Genomic DNA, 16496 nt, shown 5'->3' with positions numbered 1-16496 from the left:
AAATTACCGTTAACCATTTGGAAATGCAAAAATTAATGTCTTAAAGTTATCAGAAAAAGAGCATTCAGAATAATTTCATGATTTTTAATGTTAATAATCGATGATTTATTGAAATTTTATCGATTAAATGATGCTGATTTTGAAAATAATGCATTTTGACGAGTAATGTAGTATTTTAGGGAACTTCTTTATATTAATAGTAAAAATGTATGTAACTTAGTATCAGAATGTTGTAAGCTAAAAAATAGTATTATGAAAAAAACAATACTTTTATTCCTGCTCACAGTCCCCACATTTGCCCAAGAAATCAACACATTTGATTTCGCCGTTATAAACTCAACCTTAATTTCTGCAAATATCGATCTGGATAAAGGCCGAAGCGTTGTCGCGGCCAATGAAAATCAATATTCGGCTTATTTTCAGTATGCTTTTAGTATGTGTGATGATGACATTATTTTTGGCGCTGGAATTGACAAGTCGGAAATTGACCGGACTTACATTGGCTACATCGGAAAAATTTGCGGTAATTTCAGAGCCACGATTGGTGTGGGATATCTCGAATCACGGAGTGGTTACGACGGAACTTTTACGGGTTTTAGCGTTTCATGGCATTTTTCTGAAAACACTTATATTGGCGGAAATCTTGAAAATCTGCATTCAACAAGTGTGGATTATGAAACCGATGAAAGTTTTGATTATTACAAAAAACTGGTCCCGAAAGTTTTTGGAAGCTATGAAATTATACCCCATGTGATTGCTTTTGGGCAACTTAGCTCAAGAGTGAATGATATTGCTTTGAAGTATCAGGTTCATCGATTTTCAGCCGGCGGATTTTATTCAGGACATTCAGTTGGAGGGATTTTCGGTACATTAAATATTGGACGATTTGCACTTTCCTGTAGCACCACTTTTGAAAAAGTAAATTTTGGGTTGAAGTTTGAATAACTATGATTTGGGCCACAGATTTAAACGAATTGAACTGGTCTCCACAGATTTTTGATTTTTTGGAATTTAAAAATTTATAAAGGATTATTATTTTTAATTGTCACCACTCTTTGCGGATACGGAATATCAATTTTGGCTTCATCAAAACGTTTTTTAATGCTTTGCAGTAAATCGCAATACATTATGAAACCGTCTGTAGAGTTTTTTGCCCAGGCCCAAGCTTTTAAATTCACGCTTGAATCGGCGAGAGCTACAACTCGCGCCACAACAAGAGGTGCTTTTTGATTTTTGGCTTCTTTAGTGCGTGTATCAATAAAAAACGGGTGTTTGGCAATTTCATCTTTCATGATTTCCAATGCTTTTTCGAGATCAGAATCATAACCAATTCCAATTTCGATTATTTTGCAACATTTGGTATCGTGCATGTTTGTATTGACAATAATTTGGTTGCTGATAACGGAATTTGGAATTATAATTCGGTTGTTCTCAGCATCTTTTAAAACGACTTGTCTTAAATTGATATCTTCAACTGTTCCAACAAAATTGTTGATGGTGATTTTATCGTTGATTTTGAAAGGCTTAAAAATCACCAAAAAGATTCCGCTTACAATATTGCTTAAAGCTTGTTGCGAAGCTAAACCAGCGACGAGAGAAATAACGCCGGCACCAGCTAAAAAGGAATGTCCGATAATTTTAAACTCAGGAATTTGGATTAAAGCAAAAGCAAATCCAAGAATGTAGATTACGGTTATAACCAAATGTTTTAAGAATCTAAAACCAGTGGCATCATATTCTTTGTCGTTTAGTTTTCGGTATAAAAAATAACGAAGAATTTTATCTGTTAAAGCGCCCAAAACTATAGTTACAATGGCGATAATAACGATAAAAAATACAATTCTAAAGTCTTTTACGTAATCAATCATAGATTTTGATTTTGAGAAAAAAAATCCAAAAAACAATTGTCAATATTGTTTTTTGGATTTTATAAAGTTAAATAAATTTTGCTAGTTTTTATAGTCCAACAAAATCGTCGCTTTTTGGAAAAATGCTCAACGCTTCGATTGCAATTTCTGGTGTTGGAGAAGCCAGTTTTCTCAATTTTGTGTCCATCCATGCACCGTCAACAGTAATGGTTGCGCAAAGTGTATCGTCTTCTCTTCTAAATTCATGAATGATAGACCAGCGTGAAGCATCGGCTTTCATTTTTGAAGTTTTGGTATGAATGAAAATTTTATCCGAAAGTTTTAATTCTTTTCTAAAAACACATTCTTCTCTAAACAAAACTGGGCCAAAACCTTGCGTTTGCATTACTCTCAAAGTCAATCCAAGCTCTTCAAGGATTTCGATACGATGTTGTGCACCAAAATCGTAATAAGCACTATGACGAACGTGGAAATTTGGGTCTAAATCTGACCAGCGAAAAGAAATTTCTTTAATAAATGAAGCCATTTTGTAATTGTAATTTAAATTGTATTGCGATTGCCTGCCGAAATTGTTTTGTCTAAAACGACAATCTTTTTAAAAAATCGAAATTACGAATAAAAACAAATGGAATTTCCGACAGAATAAAATTTATCAAAATTGATACTTTATTTTTTATACAAATCTTCAATAGCATCATATTTTCCTTCTACAAAATAGGTAAGAAATTTTAAAGATTCATCAAGATTAAGCGACCAATAATCATCAACAATCATTTTTTCAGATTCTCCGAATAAGCCAAAGAAAGATTTGACTTTTTTAGGTCTATTGTACCACAAAGAAAATTCGAGATTTTTTTGTTTATCATATATTGCAGTCAAAGCAAAACTTTGTCCGTTATTAGTACAACTGAAATCGAGCGAAGGATTAAAATAAACTTTATTTTGGTCGAGCGTATCTGAGAAATCTAATTTTTCAGTCCATGGATAATTTTTAGCAATTTCTAAAACTTCTTCTTTGGAAATCAATTGATTTTTATATTCAATTTCTGGTTTGTCGGGATGGCAAATAGAATATTTAAATGTCATAGTTTTATTTTGAAAGCAGTTTTTTGATTTCAGCGGCAAGATTATCTAGATTTCCTTCGACATTTCCAGTGGTTGCAAATTTTATAACTCCATTTTGGTCAATAAGGAAGTTTTTCGGAATTGAATTTGTTGCATAATCATTCCATATTTTTTTATCTGGATCGATTCCATAATTAAAATCAAGACCATCTTTTTTTAGTTTTGTTGCTTTTTTCACAACAAGATTTTCAGCTTCGCCACTTGAGATGGCCAAAAATATAAAATTATCGTTTTTAAATGGTTCTGTAATTTTTGCCGGGACATCGTAAAATTCCTGAAGACAAGGTGCACACCAAGTGGCCCAAAAATTGACAAGAACTACTTTTCCTTTTAGATCGGAAAGTTTTATTGTTTTTCCATCAAGGAGTTTCAAAGTAAAATCTTTAGCAGTATCATTTATGTTTAAAAGATATTCCTCAGTTTTCTTTGGAATTTCTCTTTTTGGTGCATCAACAACGTTGCTTTTTTTTCCAAGGCTTTCTTGTTCAGTAAAAACCTCAACAACCGTTATAAATTCTCGGTCTCCAATTTTATCACCATATTTTTCGGCTAATTTATTTCTTTCTTCTTCTGTAACGCCTTTATTCATTGATTTAATTCTGCCTTCCTGAGCATATTTCTCCACTTGTGCCATTGTTACAATTTCATTGTTGATTATAATGACAGTTTCGGGCTTTTTGGCGACTTTATTTTGTGCGTAAAAAAATGGTGTAATTAAGAGAAGAGTAAAACAAATTAATTTTTTCATGTGGTTTGATTTGATAGTTTTTTGATAAATATACTATTTTTTTAAAAGAGAACTTTTAAATTTTATGGAGTAAAGCCAAATGGCATTTGCGTTAAGCACTTAATCTAGAGCGGTTTTTTCTTTGTTCAGAAAATTTAAGAAGAAAGTCAGCAACCATTTCAATTTCGTCATTTAAAAAGCTTGCGTCGAAGTATTTTATATAAGGAAGTAATTCGTCTAATGTGACAATTTTTACAAATTCAAATTGCTCTAAAGGTTTATTGTTGGTGAAAACAATTACATTTTTGATAGGAACTTTTCTGTTTCCCCAATATTGCCGGGCAAAATTTTTATTTAAGTTGCCTAATTCATTATTAAGCATTTTATACAATGCAAAATTAGTTCTGAGAATTTGCTGAACGGGAGATCGAAAATCTGGATTATTTATGGAATTGTTGTTCCAATTTTTTGTTTCAATTAAAAAGATACCAGCTGGCGATAGAAGCAGATGATCAATTTGAATTGAATGGATATGATCTTTATTGTTTTTATTGTAGATTGGAGGATTGAAAGAGCAACAAAAATCATTTATCAAAATATAATCGTTAGAGAGTTTTTTGAGTACAGTTTCTACTTTTTGCTCTCCAATTGCACCATAAATTGTATTGTTTAGATTTTCAACGATTTCTTTTTTCTTTTCTAGCGCTTGTAAATCAGGGAAACAGCTTTCATTTACAGCATCTTGAAAATTTGTCGAAAGATATTCTAACCGTTTATTTTTTTTGGAAAGTAGTTTTTTTGCCTGATAATTAAAATGTAAAATATCAAAATGGAATTGAAGTTGTACCAGCCAAAATTTTATGCAAATGACAAGGTTGAACCAATAATCTTTTATTGTTGGAATAATTCTGGAATGAGTTTCGGGGAGGTATTCAATTTCCAGATTTAAATCGTCAAGTTTTTGTTTTAATTGTTCTTCAAGATCGATTTTCTTTTGTGGAATAGCAAGGTTTAGTTCAGCAATATCTTTTTCGAGGCTTGTTTTTTCTTCTTCTATAAATAGTGAATGATCAGCAATAATCTGTGCTTCATTTGCTCGATAATTTTTCCGAAAATTAATCAGCTCATTTAATGTGTGAAAGTGATCAGCATTATATCTGACAAGTTGAATTTGTAAAGTATTCAGACATCCAATGGTATTATAAACTCTACACATAATCTTTCTCGATTAATTACCATATGATATATTTTATAGATGTTTATGACTTCATTTTCGATAATTCAACTTCGAGTTTGTCAAAGTTTTCTTCGTTTTTATCGACAACGTAAGGTTTCAGTTTTTGGCATTCTTCAATAGTTTCAAAAAGCATTTTAAAAACTACTTTCGTTTGATTTTCGGTAACGGTTTCAAATGTGGTCAGAATTTGGAACAGCGGTTTAGAATGGCGTTTCCATGCAATAAGATTCGGTTTGTCTATTTTTATGAATTCGCATTCATTGGCATAATTTCCAACTTCGGGACCGTGCATAATAAAGCTCCATTTTCCGCCTTCGCAAAAATTAAATTCATGAAAAGTATTAGTAAAACCTTTTGGTCCCCACCAATTTTTTAAATGGTCAGGATCACTCCAGGCTTTAAAAACCAATTCTTGCGGAAAATTCAGAATTCGTGTCGTAACAATTTCTGATTCTGGCGTTGTTATGATGATTTCTGATTTCATTTTTGTCTATTTATTGATTAAACATTACAAATCGCTATAAGCTTTCTGCGCTGTTCCATTCGTTTTCAATTTTGTTGATTTTAATAAAGTAAGGAATTAATAATAAAAGCTCTAAGCGTAAAGAGAAATGTCCATTTTCTGTAATATATGGAAGTACAAACATGGAACCAAGACAGATGATAACGCCAACAATCGCGTCAATTTTGGCAATTGAAATCGCATTTGCTTTTTCGAACCAAAGTGAATATCCTGCATAACCTTTTAAGGTCATAACCGCTATAAGAAAAATTCCGATACCAGAGTATGCAGTATTGGTTTCAAAGCCATATAACGAAAGTTGAACATTTGTAGAGAAAGCACTTCCTATCAAGGTCCCTAATCCGCAAACCGCTAAAATCATAAAAATCCAGCAGAATGTTTTGATCCACCAAGGAAGTAATTTTCTTCTGATTATTTCTGTTTTTTCAAATTCGTCAAAATTGCTTTGTAATTCTTCACTCATTTTTTTGTTTTTTGGGTGTTAGTAAATGGTTTATCGAAAGTACGTAAAATATTAAAATTCGTAAGCGTATTTACTTATAAAGTTACTTCTGAGCTAGCTCTTTGTCTTTATTGGTTGAGTTTATTTTTTTAACTACCCACGGTAATGTAAGTCCTTGACCAATTATAGTGATCAGTACAACTGCTACCGAAATGAAAATAATAGCATTTCGTTGAGGAAAAACAGTTCCGTCATCTAGAAATTTTGGTAAACCTAAAGCAATTGCCAGCGAAACAATGCCGCGCATTCCTGACCAGCTTATAATTAAACTATTACCAAAATCAAGCAACGCATTCTCACTCACTTTTCGTTTTCCTTTTTTGTTCTTTTGAAAAGCCTTTTGTAGATTCTTCTTTTGAAAAAACACCCTCACCATTCTGGTTAATAATGCCACAATGGTAATTATTGCAGCATAACCAATGTAAGGTAAAATCATACCGTCGTCAATATCTTTCAGAATATATCTAAAATTGAGTCCGATTAATATAAAAATCAAACCATTGAGCAGAAAAATAATAACATCCCAAAGACTTCGGGCATTGTTTTTTAAATTTTCAGGAAAGACTTTATTGCTTAAACGTGCCATTGCTAAACCTAAAATAACAACCGCAATTACGCCCGAAACATGCAAATGTTCTGCAATAAGGTAAGTGACAAAAGGCATAAGCAGCATAAAGCTAACCGTAACATTTATATTATTGCGGACTTTTTTTAGAATAAAAGCTAAAATTTTGCCCGTAACAAAACCAACTAAAAATCCGCCTCCGAGTAAGAGTACAAATTGAAATGTAGCTTTCCAAATAACAAAAGCCGAGCCCATCACCGCAGCAACAGCAAAACGATAGGCAACAAGGGCAGAAGCGTCATTAATAAGACTTTCGCCTTCGAGTATTGTAATCGTTTTTTCAGGAATGTCAAGACCTTTTGTAATATTTACCGCTGCAACAGCATCAGTAGCTGAAAGTATGGCGCCGAGAACAAAAGACAATGGCCAGCTCATTCCGGGAATCATATAATGCGAAACCACTGCAATCCAGAAAGTAGTCAGAAAAACCAAAGGAATGGCTAATGTGCTTATCGTGCTAAGATTTGTTTTGAAATGTTTGGGTGAAATATTAAATGAAGCATCATACAATAATGGCGGCAGAAATATCAAAAAAATGATTTCGGGATTAATTTCGATTTCATTCATAGTTGGAATAAATCCAATGGCAACTCCAACAATTACTAAAAGAATAGGGAAGGGTAGTTTTGATTTTTCGGCAAAAGCAGAAATACCAATTACAATGGCTAATATGAAAATGATTATGGTGTAGTTTTCCATTTTTTAAAGTTTAAAAAGACAGTAAACATATTGTAAAATTTTAAGATTCGTCACTATCTCCATTATAGAATTCCGTAAGGGCAGTATCTTCAAAAATATGAAGTTCTTTTTTTATTGGGAAAGTTTCAGATGTTGACGGCATATTTTCTTCCATTGTATTGGTTTCTTTTGTTGTGCTTTCACTTTTTTCAAAATCATAAGACATTTCGACGATACTTCCAGCACCACCAGAATATGCAGTTAAAGTGTTCAAAACGAGATTTTTTTCTATATATTTAAATGTACTGGAAATAGCATTATGCGGGCCACCAAAGAGATAGATACGAAGTTCTTCTTTTTCTATACTGATAGTTTCAGTGTACATTTTAAAATCATTTTCGTTATATTCAGGAGGCATCACAATATTGGATATTTTATCTAAACGGTATGATTTATCTCCATTTTGCAAAAGGATTAACATGGGTCTTTTTAACGTATAATTTTCCTTGTGTTTTAATACAACAGCAATATCAGGTAAATTGTCATTATTCAAATCGCCTTCAGCTTTATATTGCACTTCATAAACGTCGGGTTTAGGAAGAAAGTCTGCAATTTTATTTCCTGTTTCAGGATAAGTGACATTATCAGGTTCTCCGGAAGTGCTTTCCTCATATTCTTCTTCGCCTGTACAGTCATGCTCTGGAAGACTGTCGATTACAGAAGCATTTTTTTTGGGGCTTATTGTTTCTTTTTTAAGACAAGATTGAACTGTAAAAGCAAATGAAATTGCTATGATAGGTAAAATTAGTTTTTTCATTTTTATAATTTAGAAAAATGTTAATAAGCAATAATTCAACTGTTTATTAGCTGATTGGAAAGTACTCAATCAATAAACGATTTCCTTCTTTCCATTTTATCCAACCCGATTTTATTTCATTTTTTGATTCATCACATTCTGAAGTAAAAATTTCAATCCAGTCTCCTTTCGTTGATTTAACCTGAAAACAATCCTCTCCGGAGTATTTAATTGTTGCTGCATTTTTATTGGGTGATTTATAAATTTTGTCGGTTTTTGAGACTCTTTCAATTCTAAACATATCCTGAAGATACTTTTCCCAATTTTTAAATTCGGTTATTTTATTTTTTTTAATCCAAAGTGATTTTCCAGATTCGTTATCTACAATTATTTTAAACCAGTCATTTTCCTGTTTCTCGCAACGAAAGACAAAGAAATTGTAATCGATCCAAAGTACTTCTGGTTTCAACCATTTTTGCTCATTTTTAAGATCTTTAATATTCCAACTATTGATCGATTTATCATTAAAAAATCGAATAGTTTTTATAGGTTCTTTATCATTCATTGAAGAATAAAATGGCAAAACAGTTTTATCATTAAATTTAATGGAAATTAAACCAATGCCTAAGTTTGTTTGTGCAAATATCGAAATAGACAAAATCAGGAAAAATAAAGTTAGTTTTAGTCTCATTTTATGACGGATTGTTTTTTTGTTGATCTCAATTTAATGGATAGCATTATTTACACCGATTCATTAAGCTTGTTTTAAAAAAATCGTTTTGTTAGTTATCATGCGATATATTTATTCCTTTTTCCACAATAAAAATTCTTCATTATCTGTGCATGACATTGAAGAAATAAAATTGTCAAAGTTGAAATTATTATATTTTGAAATTATTTCATAAACTGTTTCAAATCCTTTAGCACCATGTGGAATAAGACACCCTGAATTTTCGCCAAGCAACGCTAACCAAACATCAGGTACAAAAGGTCCACCGTCTGTATTTATTATTTTTATTTCTTCAATATCATTCCATAAAATTTCTTCGGTTTTTCTCTCTGGATGCTCAACTCTAATAAATTCTTTATTAATTGTAACTAAAAAAAAATCTTCAGGATTTTTTGGTTTTGGCTTTCTAAATATTTTTTCTAGTATTCCCATTTTTAATTAGTTAATTTTATATTCTAAATTTGGTTATATGTGCTGCGTAGCGTTCCAACAATGTATTGGGTTTTGAACTAAATTATGCTCTATTTTCGGATTCGCCAAATCGGGTGTTTATTAATTATTATTTAGCTGTTTTTCTAAAATCTCAATTTCAGATGACCCGCTTAGTCTTTTATTAATGATATTTCCATTTTCATCCGCCAAAAAATGCCAAGGAATTCCCATTGACTGACTGCCATATAAATTTCTTAAATCAGCATCTAATTTTTCATTTGCTCTGATATGAAAACCTTCTAAATTGTAAAAATGAATCATTTCCTGCCATTGTTTTTCGCGATTATCTTTGTCGATTGAAACGTAAACCATTGTGATGTTTTTGGATTTTAGCAATTCATACAATTTTGCATTGCCTTTAAATTCTTCTTTGCATGGTCCGCACCAAGTTGCCCAAATATCAACATAATATTGTTTACCATTTAATGTTTTCAGTGCATCTTTTACCGAATTGAAAGTTGTTGTATTAGCAATAAATTTTATTTTTTCATTTAATGGTTCAGCCTGTTTTTTGTGAAAAGCAATAATGGGAATAATTACAGGTTCTAAGAAATGGGTGTACGAGCTTGATGGATATTCTTTTTTGAATTGCTCAAAAAGCGTTATCAGTTCTTTTTCATAATTATTATTAATGGCTTCGTAATAAATATAAGCTGCAAAGTAATATTCTAATTGGAGGCCTGATAAATGTTTATTAGCATAGTCAATATTGTGTGTATGAATAATTCCTTGTTTATTAAATTCAGTTAAAGTTGACCTGTCTGTCGCATCAATTATTAACTCGTTATAGCGTAAATAATTTTCGACATAAAAATAAAACCATGGCGAGCTTAAAAGCTCAGGATTTGTTACGGGATTAGTTTCGAAAATTCCCTTCCAAAGCTTTTTATATTCAGCAGGAGAAAGTGAATTGTTTTTTTGTTCCGAAATCAAATAATTTATAAAAGCAAGACTTCCTTGCATGCCTTTATAGAAATAATCTCGGTCTGATTTTACGAGATTATAAAAATCCTTAGAAATGGTTTTGTCTTTTAATAATTGTTGAAATCCGGCAATTTCGAGTTCTCTTTGGTGTTCAATTTTTTGTTTTACTTCAGAGGAAATACTGTCATTTTTATATTTTTTTGTTTCGGATTCAAAATGACCATCACCAGTAATCATGTTTCGGGTTGGGATTTGATTATATAAAGTTTGTCCTTTTTCATTTTTGGAAGCAACCCTAAATTTATTTTCAGGAGATTCAGTATTGATGGAAATGTTATAAGTCATTCCAGGTTCTGCAATTACAGTTCCGAATGATTTATAACTATTTGATAAATCTATGAAACAAGCTTTACTAGAATAAACATTAATTTCAAAATTTCCTGCCGAATCCGGCTGTATAGAATTGGTAAAACCAAAATATTCAATTCCGTTAATGGGTAAAGTATATTCAATTGTTTCAGGGATTTTACCGGCTATTTTTCCGATTATTTTAATATTGTCTTTTTGGGTTTGGCAAAATGCAAATGCAGGAAGAAGCATTATTACTATTAATTGAAACAACTTCATGATTTAAGGTTTTAATTAATTTTGATTATCTCAAATATAGATTTTTTATTTTGGAAAAAAGAGATTTTAAAAGAGATAACTGCCTTGTAATTATATCGTAACCGGAAAATTTGTCGAATATAATGACAGCTGAAATACTAATATGCCATACATGTCAGGTATTTAAAATGTCATGTTGTCAGATGATTTTTAAACTCCCGACAGTAAAACTGACAATTTTATTTAGTTTTTTATCTTGGCACAAAGATTGACTTATGCCACATGAGTTTAAAATTTAAATCAAAAATTAAATATATAAAAAATGGGTAAAATAATCGGAATTGACTTAGGTACGACGAACTCTTGTGTTTCTGTAATGGAAGGTAACGAAGCAGTTGTTATCCCTAACGCAGAAGGAAAAAGAACTACACCATCTATCATCGCTTTTGTTGAAGGTGGAGAAATTAAAGTAGGTGATCCTGCAAAAAGACAAGCAGTAACGAATCCTACAAAAACGATTGCTTCTATTAAACGTTTTATGGGACACACTTTTGCTGAAACTCAAGATGAGGCAAAAAGAGTTCCTTACAGTGTTGTAAAAGGTGACAACAATACGCCACGTGTGGATATTGACGGTCGTTTATACACTGCTCAAGAATTGTCTGCAATGACACTTCAAAAAATGAAAAAAACTGCTGAAGACTATTTAGGTCAAACAGTAACTGAAGCGGTTATTACGGTTCCTGCTTACTTTAACGATGCGCAACGTCAAGCTACAAAAGAAGCTGGAGAAATCGCTGGTCTTAAAGTTATGCGTATCATCAACGAGCCAACTGCTGCTGCACTTGCTTACGGATTAGATAAAAAAGGAAATGATCAAAAAATTGCTGTTTACGATTTAGGTGGAGGTACTTTTGATATCTCTGTTCTTGAATTAGGAGACGGTGTATTCGAAGTATTATCTACAAATGGTGATACTCACTTAGGTGGTGATGATTTTGACCAAGTTATTATTGACTGGTTAGCTGACGAATTCAAATCTGAAGAAGGAATTGATTTACGTTTAGACCCAATGTCATTACAGCGTTTGAAAGAAGCTGCTGAGAAAGCGAAGATTGAATTATCATCTTCTGCTGAAACAGAAATCAACTTACCTTACGTAACTGCTACTGCTTCTGGACCAAAACACTTAGTGAAAAAATTATCTAGAGCTAAATTTGAGCAATTATCTGATACTTTAGTAAAACGTTCTATGGAGCCAGTTGCTAAAGCATTAAAAGATGCAGGTTTATCTACATCTGATATCGACGAAGTAATCCTTGTAGGAGGTTCTACTCGTATGCCAAGAATCGCTGACGAAGTTGAAAAATTCTTCGGTAAAAAAGCATCTAAAGGTGTTAACCCTGATGAGGTTGTTGCTATTGGAGCTGCTATTCAAGGTGGAGTTTTATCTGGAGATGTAAAAGATGTATTGTTACTTGACGTAACGCCTCTTTCTTTAGGTATCGAAACTATGGGTGGTGTATTGACTAAATTAATCGAGTCTAACACAACTATCCCAACTAAAAAATCTCAAGTATTCTCTACTGCTGCTGATTCTCAACCATCTGTTGAAATCCACGTATTACAAGGAGAAAGAGCAATGGCTGCTGATAACAAAACTATCGGTCGTTTCCACTTAGATGGTATTCCACCAGCACCAAGAGGAGTTCCTCAAATCGAAGTAACTTTCGATATCGATGCTAATGGTATCATCAAAGTTTCTGCAACTGATAAAGGAACTGGAAAATCTCACGATATCCGTATCGAAGCTTCTTCTGGATTAACAGCTGAAGAAATCGAAAAAATGAAAAAAGATGCTGAAGCTAACGCTGATGCAGACAGAATTGCAAAAGAAAGAGCTGAGAAATTGAACGAAGCTGACAGTACTATTTTCCAAACTGAATCTCAATTGAAAGAGTTAGGAGATAAATTGACAGACGATCAAAAAACAGCTATCGAATTTGCTTTAACTGAATTAAGATTTGCTCACCAATCTCAAGATCTTGAAGCAATCCAAAAAGGATTAGACAATGTAAATGCAGCTTGGAAAACAGCTACAGAAGCAATGTACGCTCAAGGTGGTGATCAAGGTCAACAAGCTGCTCCACAACAAGAGCAATCTGGAGACAATGTTGAAGACGTTGAATTCGAAGAAGTAAAATAATTTACTCTTAAATTGAATATGAAAACCGAGTCAGAAATGACTCGGTTTTTTTTTATGCCAAATTTTTTATTAATGTAGAAAAGCATTGCGGTTTTTCTGCATTAAGGTTTCTACAAACTGACAATTGTCATTTCCCATTCCAAATCTTTTTCGTAATATTACTATTGTAAATTTTCATGAATGAGAAAGATTAAATACAAGAAAGGACGCAAAGTTCAGCATATAACATTAGAGTACACAGGTACACATAAGGAACATGAAACCGAAATGCAACTTTTTGTATATGATGATGCAGATGTTGTTGAATATGATAAGTTTACGGTTTTAGCATTAAATTCTTGTTTTGATTATACTAAAAACAATTGGTTAAATGTTCATGGCTTAAATGACATTGGCTTGCTTAAAACAATTGGGACACATTTTAAGCTTGACGACTTCCTTTTAGCAGACATTTTAAATACAACCAAAAGGACTAAATTAGAAGAACAGCCAAATATTTTATTTTTCAATATAAAATCACTTTTGCCTTCTGAATATTCTGATAATATTAGTGTTGAGCAGCTTAGTTTTATTTTAAAAGATGGAATCTTAATTTCATTTCAAGAAAAACGAAGTGATTTCTTTACGCATATTCGTGAGCGACTTCGCACACATGCAGGAATCGTAAGAACTAAAAAAGTAGATTATCTTCTTTATTTACTGCTTGATGCCGTTATGGAAAATTTCTACATTACGATTGAAGATGAAGAAGATAAAATTGAAGAATTAATTAATCAAGCTAAAAAAGGAGCGCATCCAGTTATTTTGGAAAAGATTGAAAATCACAGAGATAACTTTAATTTTTTAAAACGTTCCATTGTGCCGCTTCGAGATTCGTTGTATTATCTGAAAACAATTAAAGATGATGATGAAAATAACGGCTTGATTCAGAAGGAAACTTTTAATTTCTTTATCAGATTGCATCAAAAGAGTTTGGAACTTTTGGAACAAATTGAATCCGACATGAGTGCATTAGAAAGTGCATCCAATTTTTATTTTTCGGAACAAAGCCGAAAGATGAATGAGATTATGAAAACGCTGACTATTATTTCGGCGATATTTATTCCGCTTACATTCATAGTTGGAGTTTATGGAATGAACTTTGAAAATATGCCAGAACTCAAAACTCAAAATGGCTATTTTATAGTCATGGGAATCATGTTTTTATTAGTTGTTGCCTTGATTATATATTTCAAAAAAAGACGTTGGTTTTAATGCCAATTAATAGAACATCAGCAAATTAAAAATTTAGTTTAAAAATATAAATTATGAGCAAAGCAATTTATATTGCCACAAGTGATCACAATAGCGGAAAATCAATTATTACGCTGGGAGTGATGAGCATTTTGATTGGCAAAACGGCCAAAGTGGGATATTTTAGGCCAATAATTGAAGATTTTGTAGACGGAGAAAAAGATAATCATATTGAGACTGTTTTGTCTCATTTTAATCTTGATATTAAGTTTGAAGATGCTTATGCGATTACAAAAAGCAAACTGATCAAGAAGAAAAATAAAGGCAAAATAGGGGAGGTTTTAGACCTGATTATTGAAAAATATAAAAAACTCGAAGATCGCTTTGATTTTGTTTTGGTCGAAGGAACTAGTTTTACTGGCGAAGGAACATCAATTGAATTAGATTTAAATGTTTTAATTGCTAAAAATCTTGGAATTCCAACAATTATCATTGGCTCAGGAGTTGGAAAAACACTTGAAGAATTAGTAGACAGCTTATATCTGGTTTATGATTCTTTTAAAGTAAAAGAGGTAGAGGTTTTATCAGTTTTTGCTAATAAAGTACAGCCAGAAAACATCAAATTGGTAACAAAAAGTCTGCAAAAAAGCCTTCCTCCAAATGTTTTGGTTAATACAATTCCGCTAATATCGAGTCTAGATAATCCTACAATGCAGGAAATCGTAAATGAGCTAGGTGCCAAAGTTCTATTTGGAGAAAACTATCTAAATAATGAAATTGGGCATTACAGCGTTGGAGCGATGCAATTGCATAACTATTTGGTTCATTTGCATAACAATGCTTTAGTAATTACTCCAGGAGATAGATCAGATATTATTTTGGGTGCTTTACAGGCCAATGAATCAGCAAATTATCCAACTATTTCAGGAATTATTTTGACAGGAAATATTGTTCCGGAAGAAAGTATCTTAAAACTAATTGAAGGACTTTCGGCCATTGTTCCAATTATTGCGGTTGATGGCGGAACGTATAATATTACAAATAAAATCGGTTCGATAAAATCAGAAATTTATGCTAATAACACGCATAAAATTGAAACTTCGATAAGTACATTCGAAAAATACGTTCAAATAGAAGCTTTATCTGAACGTGTAATAACGTTTGAACCCGAAGGAATGACACCGAAAATGTTTCAGTACAACATGGTAAAAAGAGCTAAACAGCACAGAAAACATATTGTACTGCCAGAAGGAAATGATGACAGAATTATTACTGCTGCATCAAGATTATTGGATATGAATGTAGTTGATATTTCTATAATTGGTGACAAAAAACAAATTGAAAGCAAGGTTGCTGAACTCGGACTTACATTTGATTTCTCAAAAGTCAATATCATCAATCCAAAAGAATCTCCGTTGTATGAGGATTATGCCAATACGTATTATGAGCTTAGAAAAGCAAAAAACGTAAGCATTACAATGGCAAGAGATTTAATGGAAGATGTGTCGTATTTCGGAACTATGATGGTCTATAAAGGTCATGCAGATGGAATGGTTTCGGGAGCAGCGCATACCACACAACATACTATTTTGCCCGCTTTGCAGTTTATCAAAACAAAACCAAATTCATCTGTAGTTTCTTCTGTGTTTTTCATGTGTCTGGAAGATAGAGTTTCTGTTTTTGGTGATTGTGCCATTAATCCAAATCCAACTGCAGAACAGTTGGCAGAAATCGCAATTTCATCAGCAGAATCGAGCTCTGCTTTCGGAATCGAACCAAAAATTGCTATGCTTTCGTATTCTTCTGGAGCATCTGGAAAAGGGGATGAAGTGGACAAAGTAAGAACGGCTACAGAAATCGTAAAACAAAAACGCCCAGATTTAAAAATTGAAGGCCCAATTCAATATGATGCCGCAGTTGATCGCGCTGTCGGAAAAAGCAAAATGCCAGATTCAGAAGTTGCAGGACAAGCGAGCGTATTGATTTTCCCGGATTTAAATACAGGAAATAATACCTACAAAGCCGTTCAGAGAGAAACCGGAGCTTTGGCAATTGGACCGATGCTTCAAGGTTTAAACAAACCTGTAAACGACTTAAGCCGTGGTTGTACAGTTGACGATATTATTAATACAGTTGTAATTACAGCCATTCAGGCGCAGGGATTATAATACAAATTTAAAAATGAAATAACATACTAAGTGCCTTAGAATCTTAGCATCTTAGA

The 16496-nt window shown here is 32.4% G+C and carries 16 protein-coding genes; 4 read left to right on the top strand and 12 right to left on the bottom strand.

The window, feature by feature from the left end:
* The first annotated feature begins 252 nt into the window (after window positions 1-252).
* Entirely contained in the window at window positions 253-945 is a 693-nt protein-coding gene (locus GQ47_RS10900) for a hypothetical protein (RefSeq protein WP_035648342.1), read from the top strand.
* Window positions 946-1019: 74 nt separating this feature from the next.
* Here GQ47_RS10900 and GQ47_RS10895 read toward each other — a convergent pair whose 3' ends face one another.
* The 12 genes from GQ47_RS10895 to GQ47_RS10840 all read right to left on the bottom strand — a co-directional run bounded on the left by GQ47_RS10895 (window position 1020) and on the right by GQ47_RS10840 (window position 10854).
* A complete protein-coding gene (locus tag GQ47_RS10895) occupies window positions 1020-1868 on the bottom strand; it encodes a mechanosensitive ion channel family protein (RefSeq protein ID WP_035648340.1) in 849 nt (282 codons plus the stop codon).
* A gap of 88 nt (window positions 1869-1956) precedes the next feature.
* A complete protein-coding gene (locus GQ47_RS10890; RefSeq protein WP_026982233.1) occupies window positions 1957-2394 on the bottom strand; it encodes an acyl-CoA thioesterase in 438 nt (145 codons plus the stop codon).
* Window positions 2395-2534: 140 nt separating this feature from the next.
* Window positions 2535-2954: a hypothetical protein gene (locus GQ47_RS10885; RefSeq protein WP_035649337.1), complete on the bottom strand. Its 420-nt coding sequence runs from the start codon at window positions 2952-2954 to the stop codon at window positions 2535-2537.
* 4 nt (window positions 2955-2958) lie between these two features.
* Window positions 2959-3741, bottom strand: a complete 783-nt coding sequence (locus GQ47_RS22870; RefSeq protein WP_051951483.1) for a peroxiredoxin family protein — start codon at window positions 3739-3741, stop codon at window positions 2959-2961.
* Window positions 3742-3832: 91 nt separating this feature from the next.
* On the bottom strand, window positions 3833-4936 hold the full coding sequence (locus GQ47_RS10875; RefSeq protein WP_035648338.1) for a nuclease-related domain-containing protein: 1104 nt from the start codon (window positions 4934-4936) through the stop codon (window positions 3833-3835).
* Between the two features lie 43 nt (window positions 4937-4979).
* A complete protein-coding gene (locus tag GQ47_RS10870; RefSeq protein ID WP_035648335.1) occupies window positions 4980-5441 on the bottom strand; it encodes an SRPBCC family protein in 462 nt (153 codons plus the stop codon).
* Window positions 5442-5475: 34 nt separating this feature from the next.
* Complete coding sequence (locus GQ47_RS10865) at window positions 5476-5943, bottom strand: hypothetical protein (RefSeq protein ID WP_035648332.1); 468 nt, start codon at window positions 5941-5943, stop codon at window positions 5476-5478.
* Between the two features lie 82 nt (window positions 5944-6025).
* A complete protein-coding gene (locus GQ47_RS10860; RefSeq protein WP_035648331.1) occupies window positions 6026-7306 on the bottom strand; it encodes a Na+/H+ antiporter in 1281 nt (426 codons plus the stop codon).
* Window positions 7307-7346: 40 nt separating this feature from the next.
* Window positions 7347-8102, bottom strand: a complete 756-nt coding sequence (locus GQ47_RS10855; RefSeq protein ID WP_035648330.1) for a hypothetical protein — start codon at window positions 8100-8102, stop codon at window positions 7347-7349.
* 46 nt (window positions 8103-8148) lie between these two features.
* Window positions 8149-8772, bottom strand: a complete 624-nt coding sequence (locus GQ47_RS10850) for a hypothetical protein (protein WP_035648328.1) — start codon at window positions 8770-8772, stop codon at window positions 8149-8151.
* A 111-nt stretch (window positions 8773-8883) separates the two neighbouring features.
* Window positions 8884-9243 (bottom strand): hypothetical protein, encoded by a 360-nt coding sequence (locus GQ47_RS10845; RefSeq protein ID WP_035648326.1) that lies wholly within the window; start codon window positions 9241-9243, stop codon window positions 8884-8886.
* Between the two features lie 120 nt (window positions 9244-9363).
* Complete coding sequence (locus tag GQ47_RS10840) at window positions 9364-10854, bottom strand: TlpA family protein disulfide reductase (protein ID WP_035648324.1); 1491 nt, start codon at window positions 10852-10854, stop codon at window positions 9364-9366.
* A 301-nt stretch (window positions 10855-11155) separates the two neighbouring features.
* Between GQ47_RS10840 and dnaK the strand changes: the two genes are divergently transcribed.
* The 3 genes from dnaK to pta all read left to right on the top strand — a co-directional run bounded on the left by dnaK (window position 11156) and on the right by pta (window position 16440).
* Window positions 11156-13039, top strand: coding sequence for a molecular chaperone DnaK (gene dnaK, locus GQ47_RS10835; protein ID WP_035648321.1), 1884 nt, complete (start codon window positions 11156-11158; stop codon window positions 13037-13039).
* Window positions 13040-13219: 180 nt separating this feature from the next.
* Complete coding sequence (gene corA / locus GQ47_RS10830) at window positions 13220-14293, top strand: magnesium/cobalt transporter CorA (protein ID WP_035648318.1); 1074 nt, start codon at window positions 13220-13222, stop codon at window positions 14291-14293.
* A 53-nt stretch (window positions 14294-14346) separates the two neighbouring features.
* A complete protein-coding gene (pta, locus tag GQ47_RS10825; protein WP_035648315.1) occupies window positions 14347-16440 on the top strand; it encodes a phosphate acetyltransferase in 2094 nt (697 codons plus the stop codon).
* The last annotated feature ends 56 nt before the right edge of the window (window positions 16441-16496 follow it).

Source organism: Flavobacterium sp. ASV13, assembly GCF_000745775.1.
Taxonomy (GTDB): domain Bacteria; phylum Bacteroidota; class Bacteroidia; order Flavobacteriales; family Flavobacteriaceae; genus Flavobacterium.
This window is presented reverse-complemented; position numbering and strand designations above follow the sequence as displayed.

What these genes read in the sequence shown, in the direction of transcription:
- GQ47_RS10865 (WP_035648332.1), bottom strand. Translation starts at nt 5,943, where the DNA reads ATGAGTGAAGAATTACAAAGCAATTTTGACGAATTTGAAAAAACAGAA.
- GQ47_RS10900 (WP_035648342.1), top strand. Translation starts at nt 253, where the DNA reads ATGAAAAAAACAATACTTTTATTCCTGCTCACAGTCCCCACATTTGCC.
- GQ47_RS10845 (WP_035648326.1), bottom strand. Translation starts at nt 9,243, where the DNA reads ATGGGAATACTAGAAAAAATATTTAGAAAGCCAAAACCAAAAAATCCT.
- GQ47_RS10875 (WP_035648338.1), bottom strand. Translation starts at nt 4,936, where the DNA reads ATGTGTAGAGTTTATAATACCATTGGATGTCTGAATACTTTACAAATT.
- GQ47_RS10870 (WP_035648335.1), bottom strand. Translation starts at nt 5,441, where the DNA reads ATGAAATCAGAAATCATCATAACAACGCCAGAATCAGAAATTGTTACG.
- GQ47_RS10840 (WP_035648324.1), bottom strand. Translation starts at nt 10,854, where the DNA reads ATGAAGTTGTTTCAATTAATAGTAATAATGCTTCTTCCTGCATTTGCA.
- GQ47_RS10885 (WP_035649337.1), bottom strand. Translation starts at nt 2,954, where the DNA reads ATGACATTTAAATATTCTATTTGCCATCCCGACAAACCAGAAATTGAA.
- GQ47_RS10895 (WP_035648340.1), bottom strand. Translation starts at nt 1,868, where the DNA reads ATGATTGATTACGTAAAAGACTTTAGAATTGTATTTTTTATCGTTATT.
- pta (WP_035648315.1), top strand. Translation starts at nt 14,347, where the DNA reads ATGAGCAAAGCAATTTATATTGCCACAAGTGATCACAATAGCGGAAAA.
- GQ47_RS10860 (WP_035648331.1), bottom strand. Translation starts at nt 7,306, where the DNA reads ATGGAAAACTACACCATAATCATTTTCATATTAGCCATTGTAATTGGT.
- dnaK (WP_035648321.1), top strand. Translation starts at nt 11,156, where the DNA reads ATGGGTAAAATAATCGGAATTGACTTAGGTACGACGAACTCTTGTGTT.
- GQ47_RS10850 (WP_035648328.1), bottom strand. Translation starts at nt 8,772, where the DNA reads ATGAGACTAAAACTAACTTTATTTTTCCTGATTTTGTCTATTTCGATA.
- GQ47_RS10855 (WP_035648330.1), bottom strand. Translation starts at nt 8,102, where the DNA reads ATGAAAAAACTAATTTTACCTATCATAGCAATTTCATTTGCTTTTACA.
- GQ47_RS22870 (WP_051951483.1), bottom strand. Translation starts at nt 3,741, where the DNA reads ATGAAAAAATTAATTTGTTTTACTCTTCTCTTAATTACACCATTTTTT.
- corA (WP_035648318.1), top strand. Translation starts at nt 13,220, where the DNA reads ATGAGAAAGATTAAATACAAGAAAGGACGCAAAGTTCAGCATATAACA.
- GQ47_RS10890 (WP_026982233.1), bottom strand. Translation starts at nt 2,394, where the DNA reads ATGGCTTCATTTATTAAAGAAATTTCTTTTCGCTGGTCAGATTTAGAC.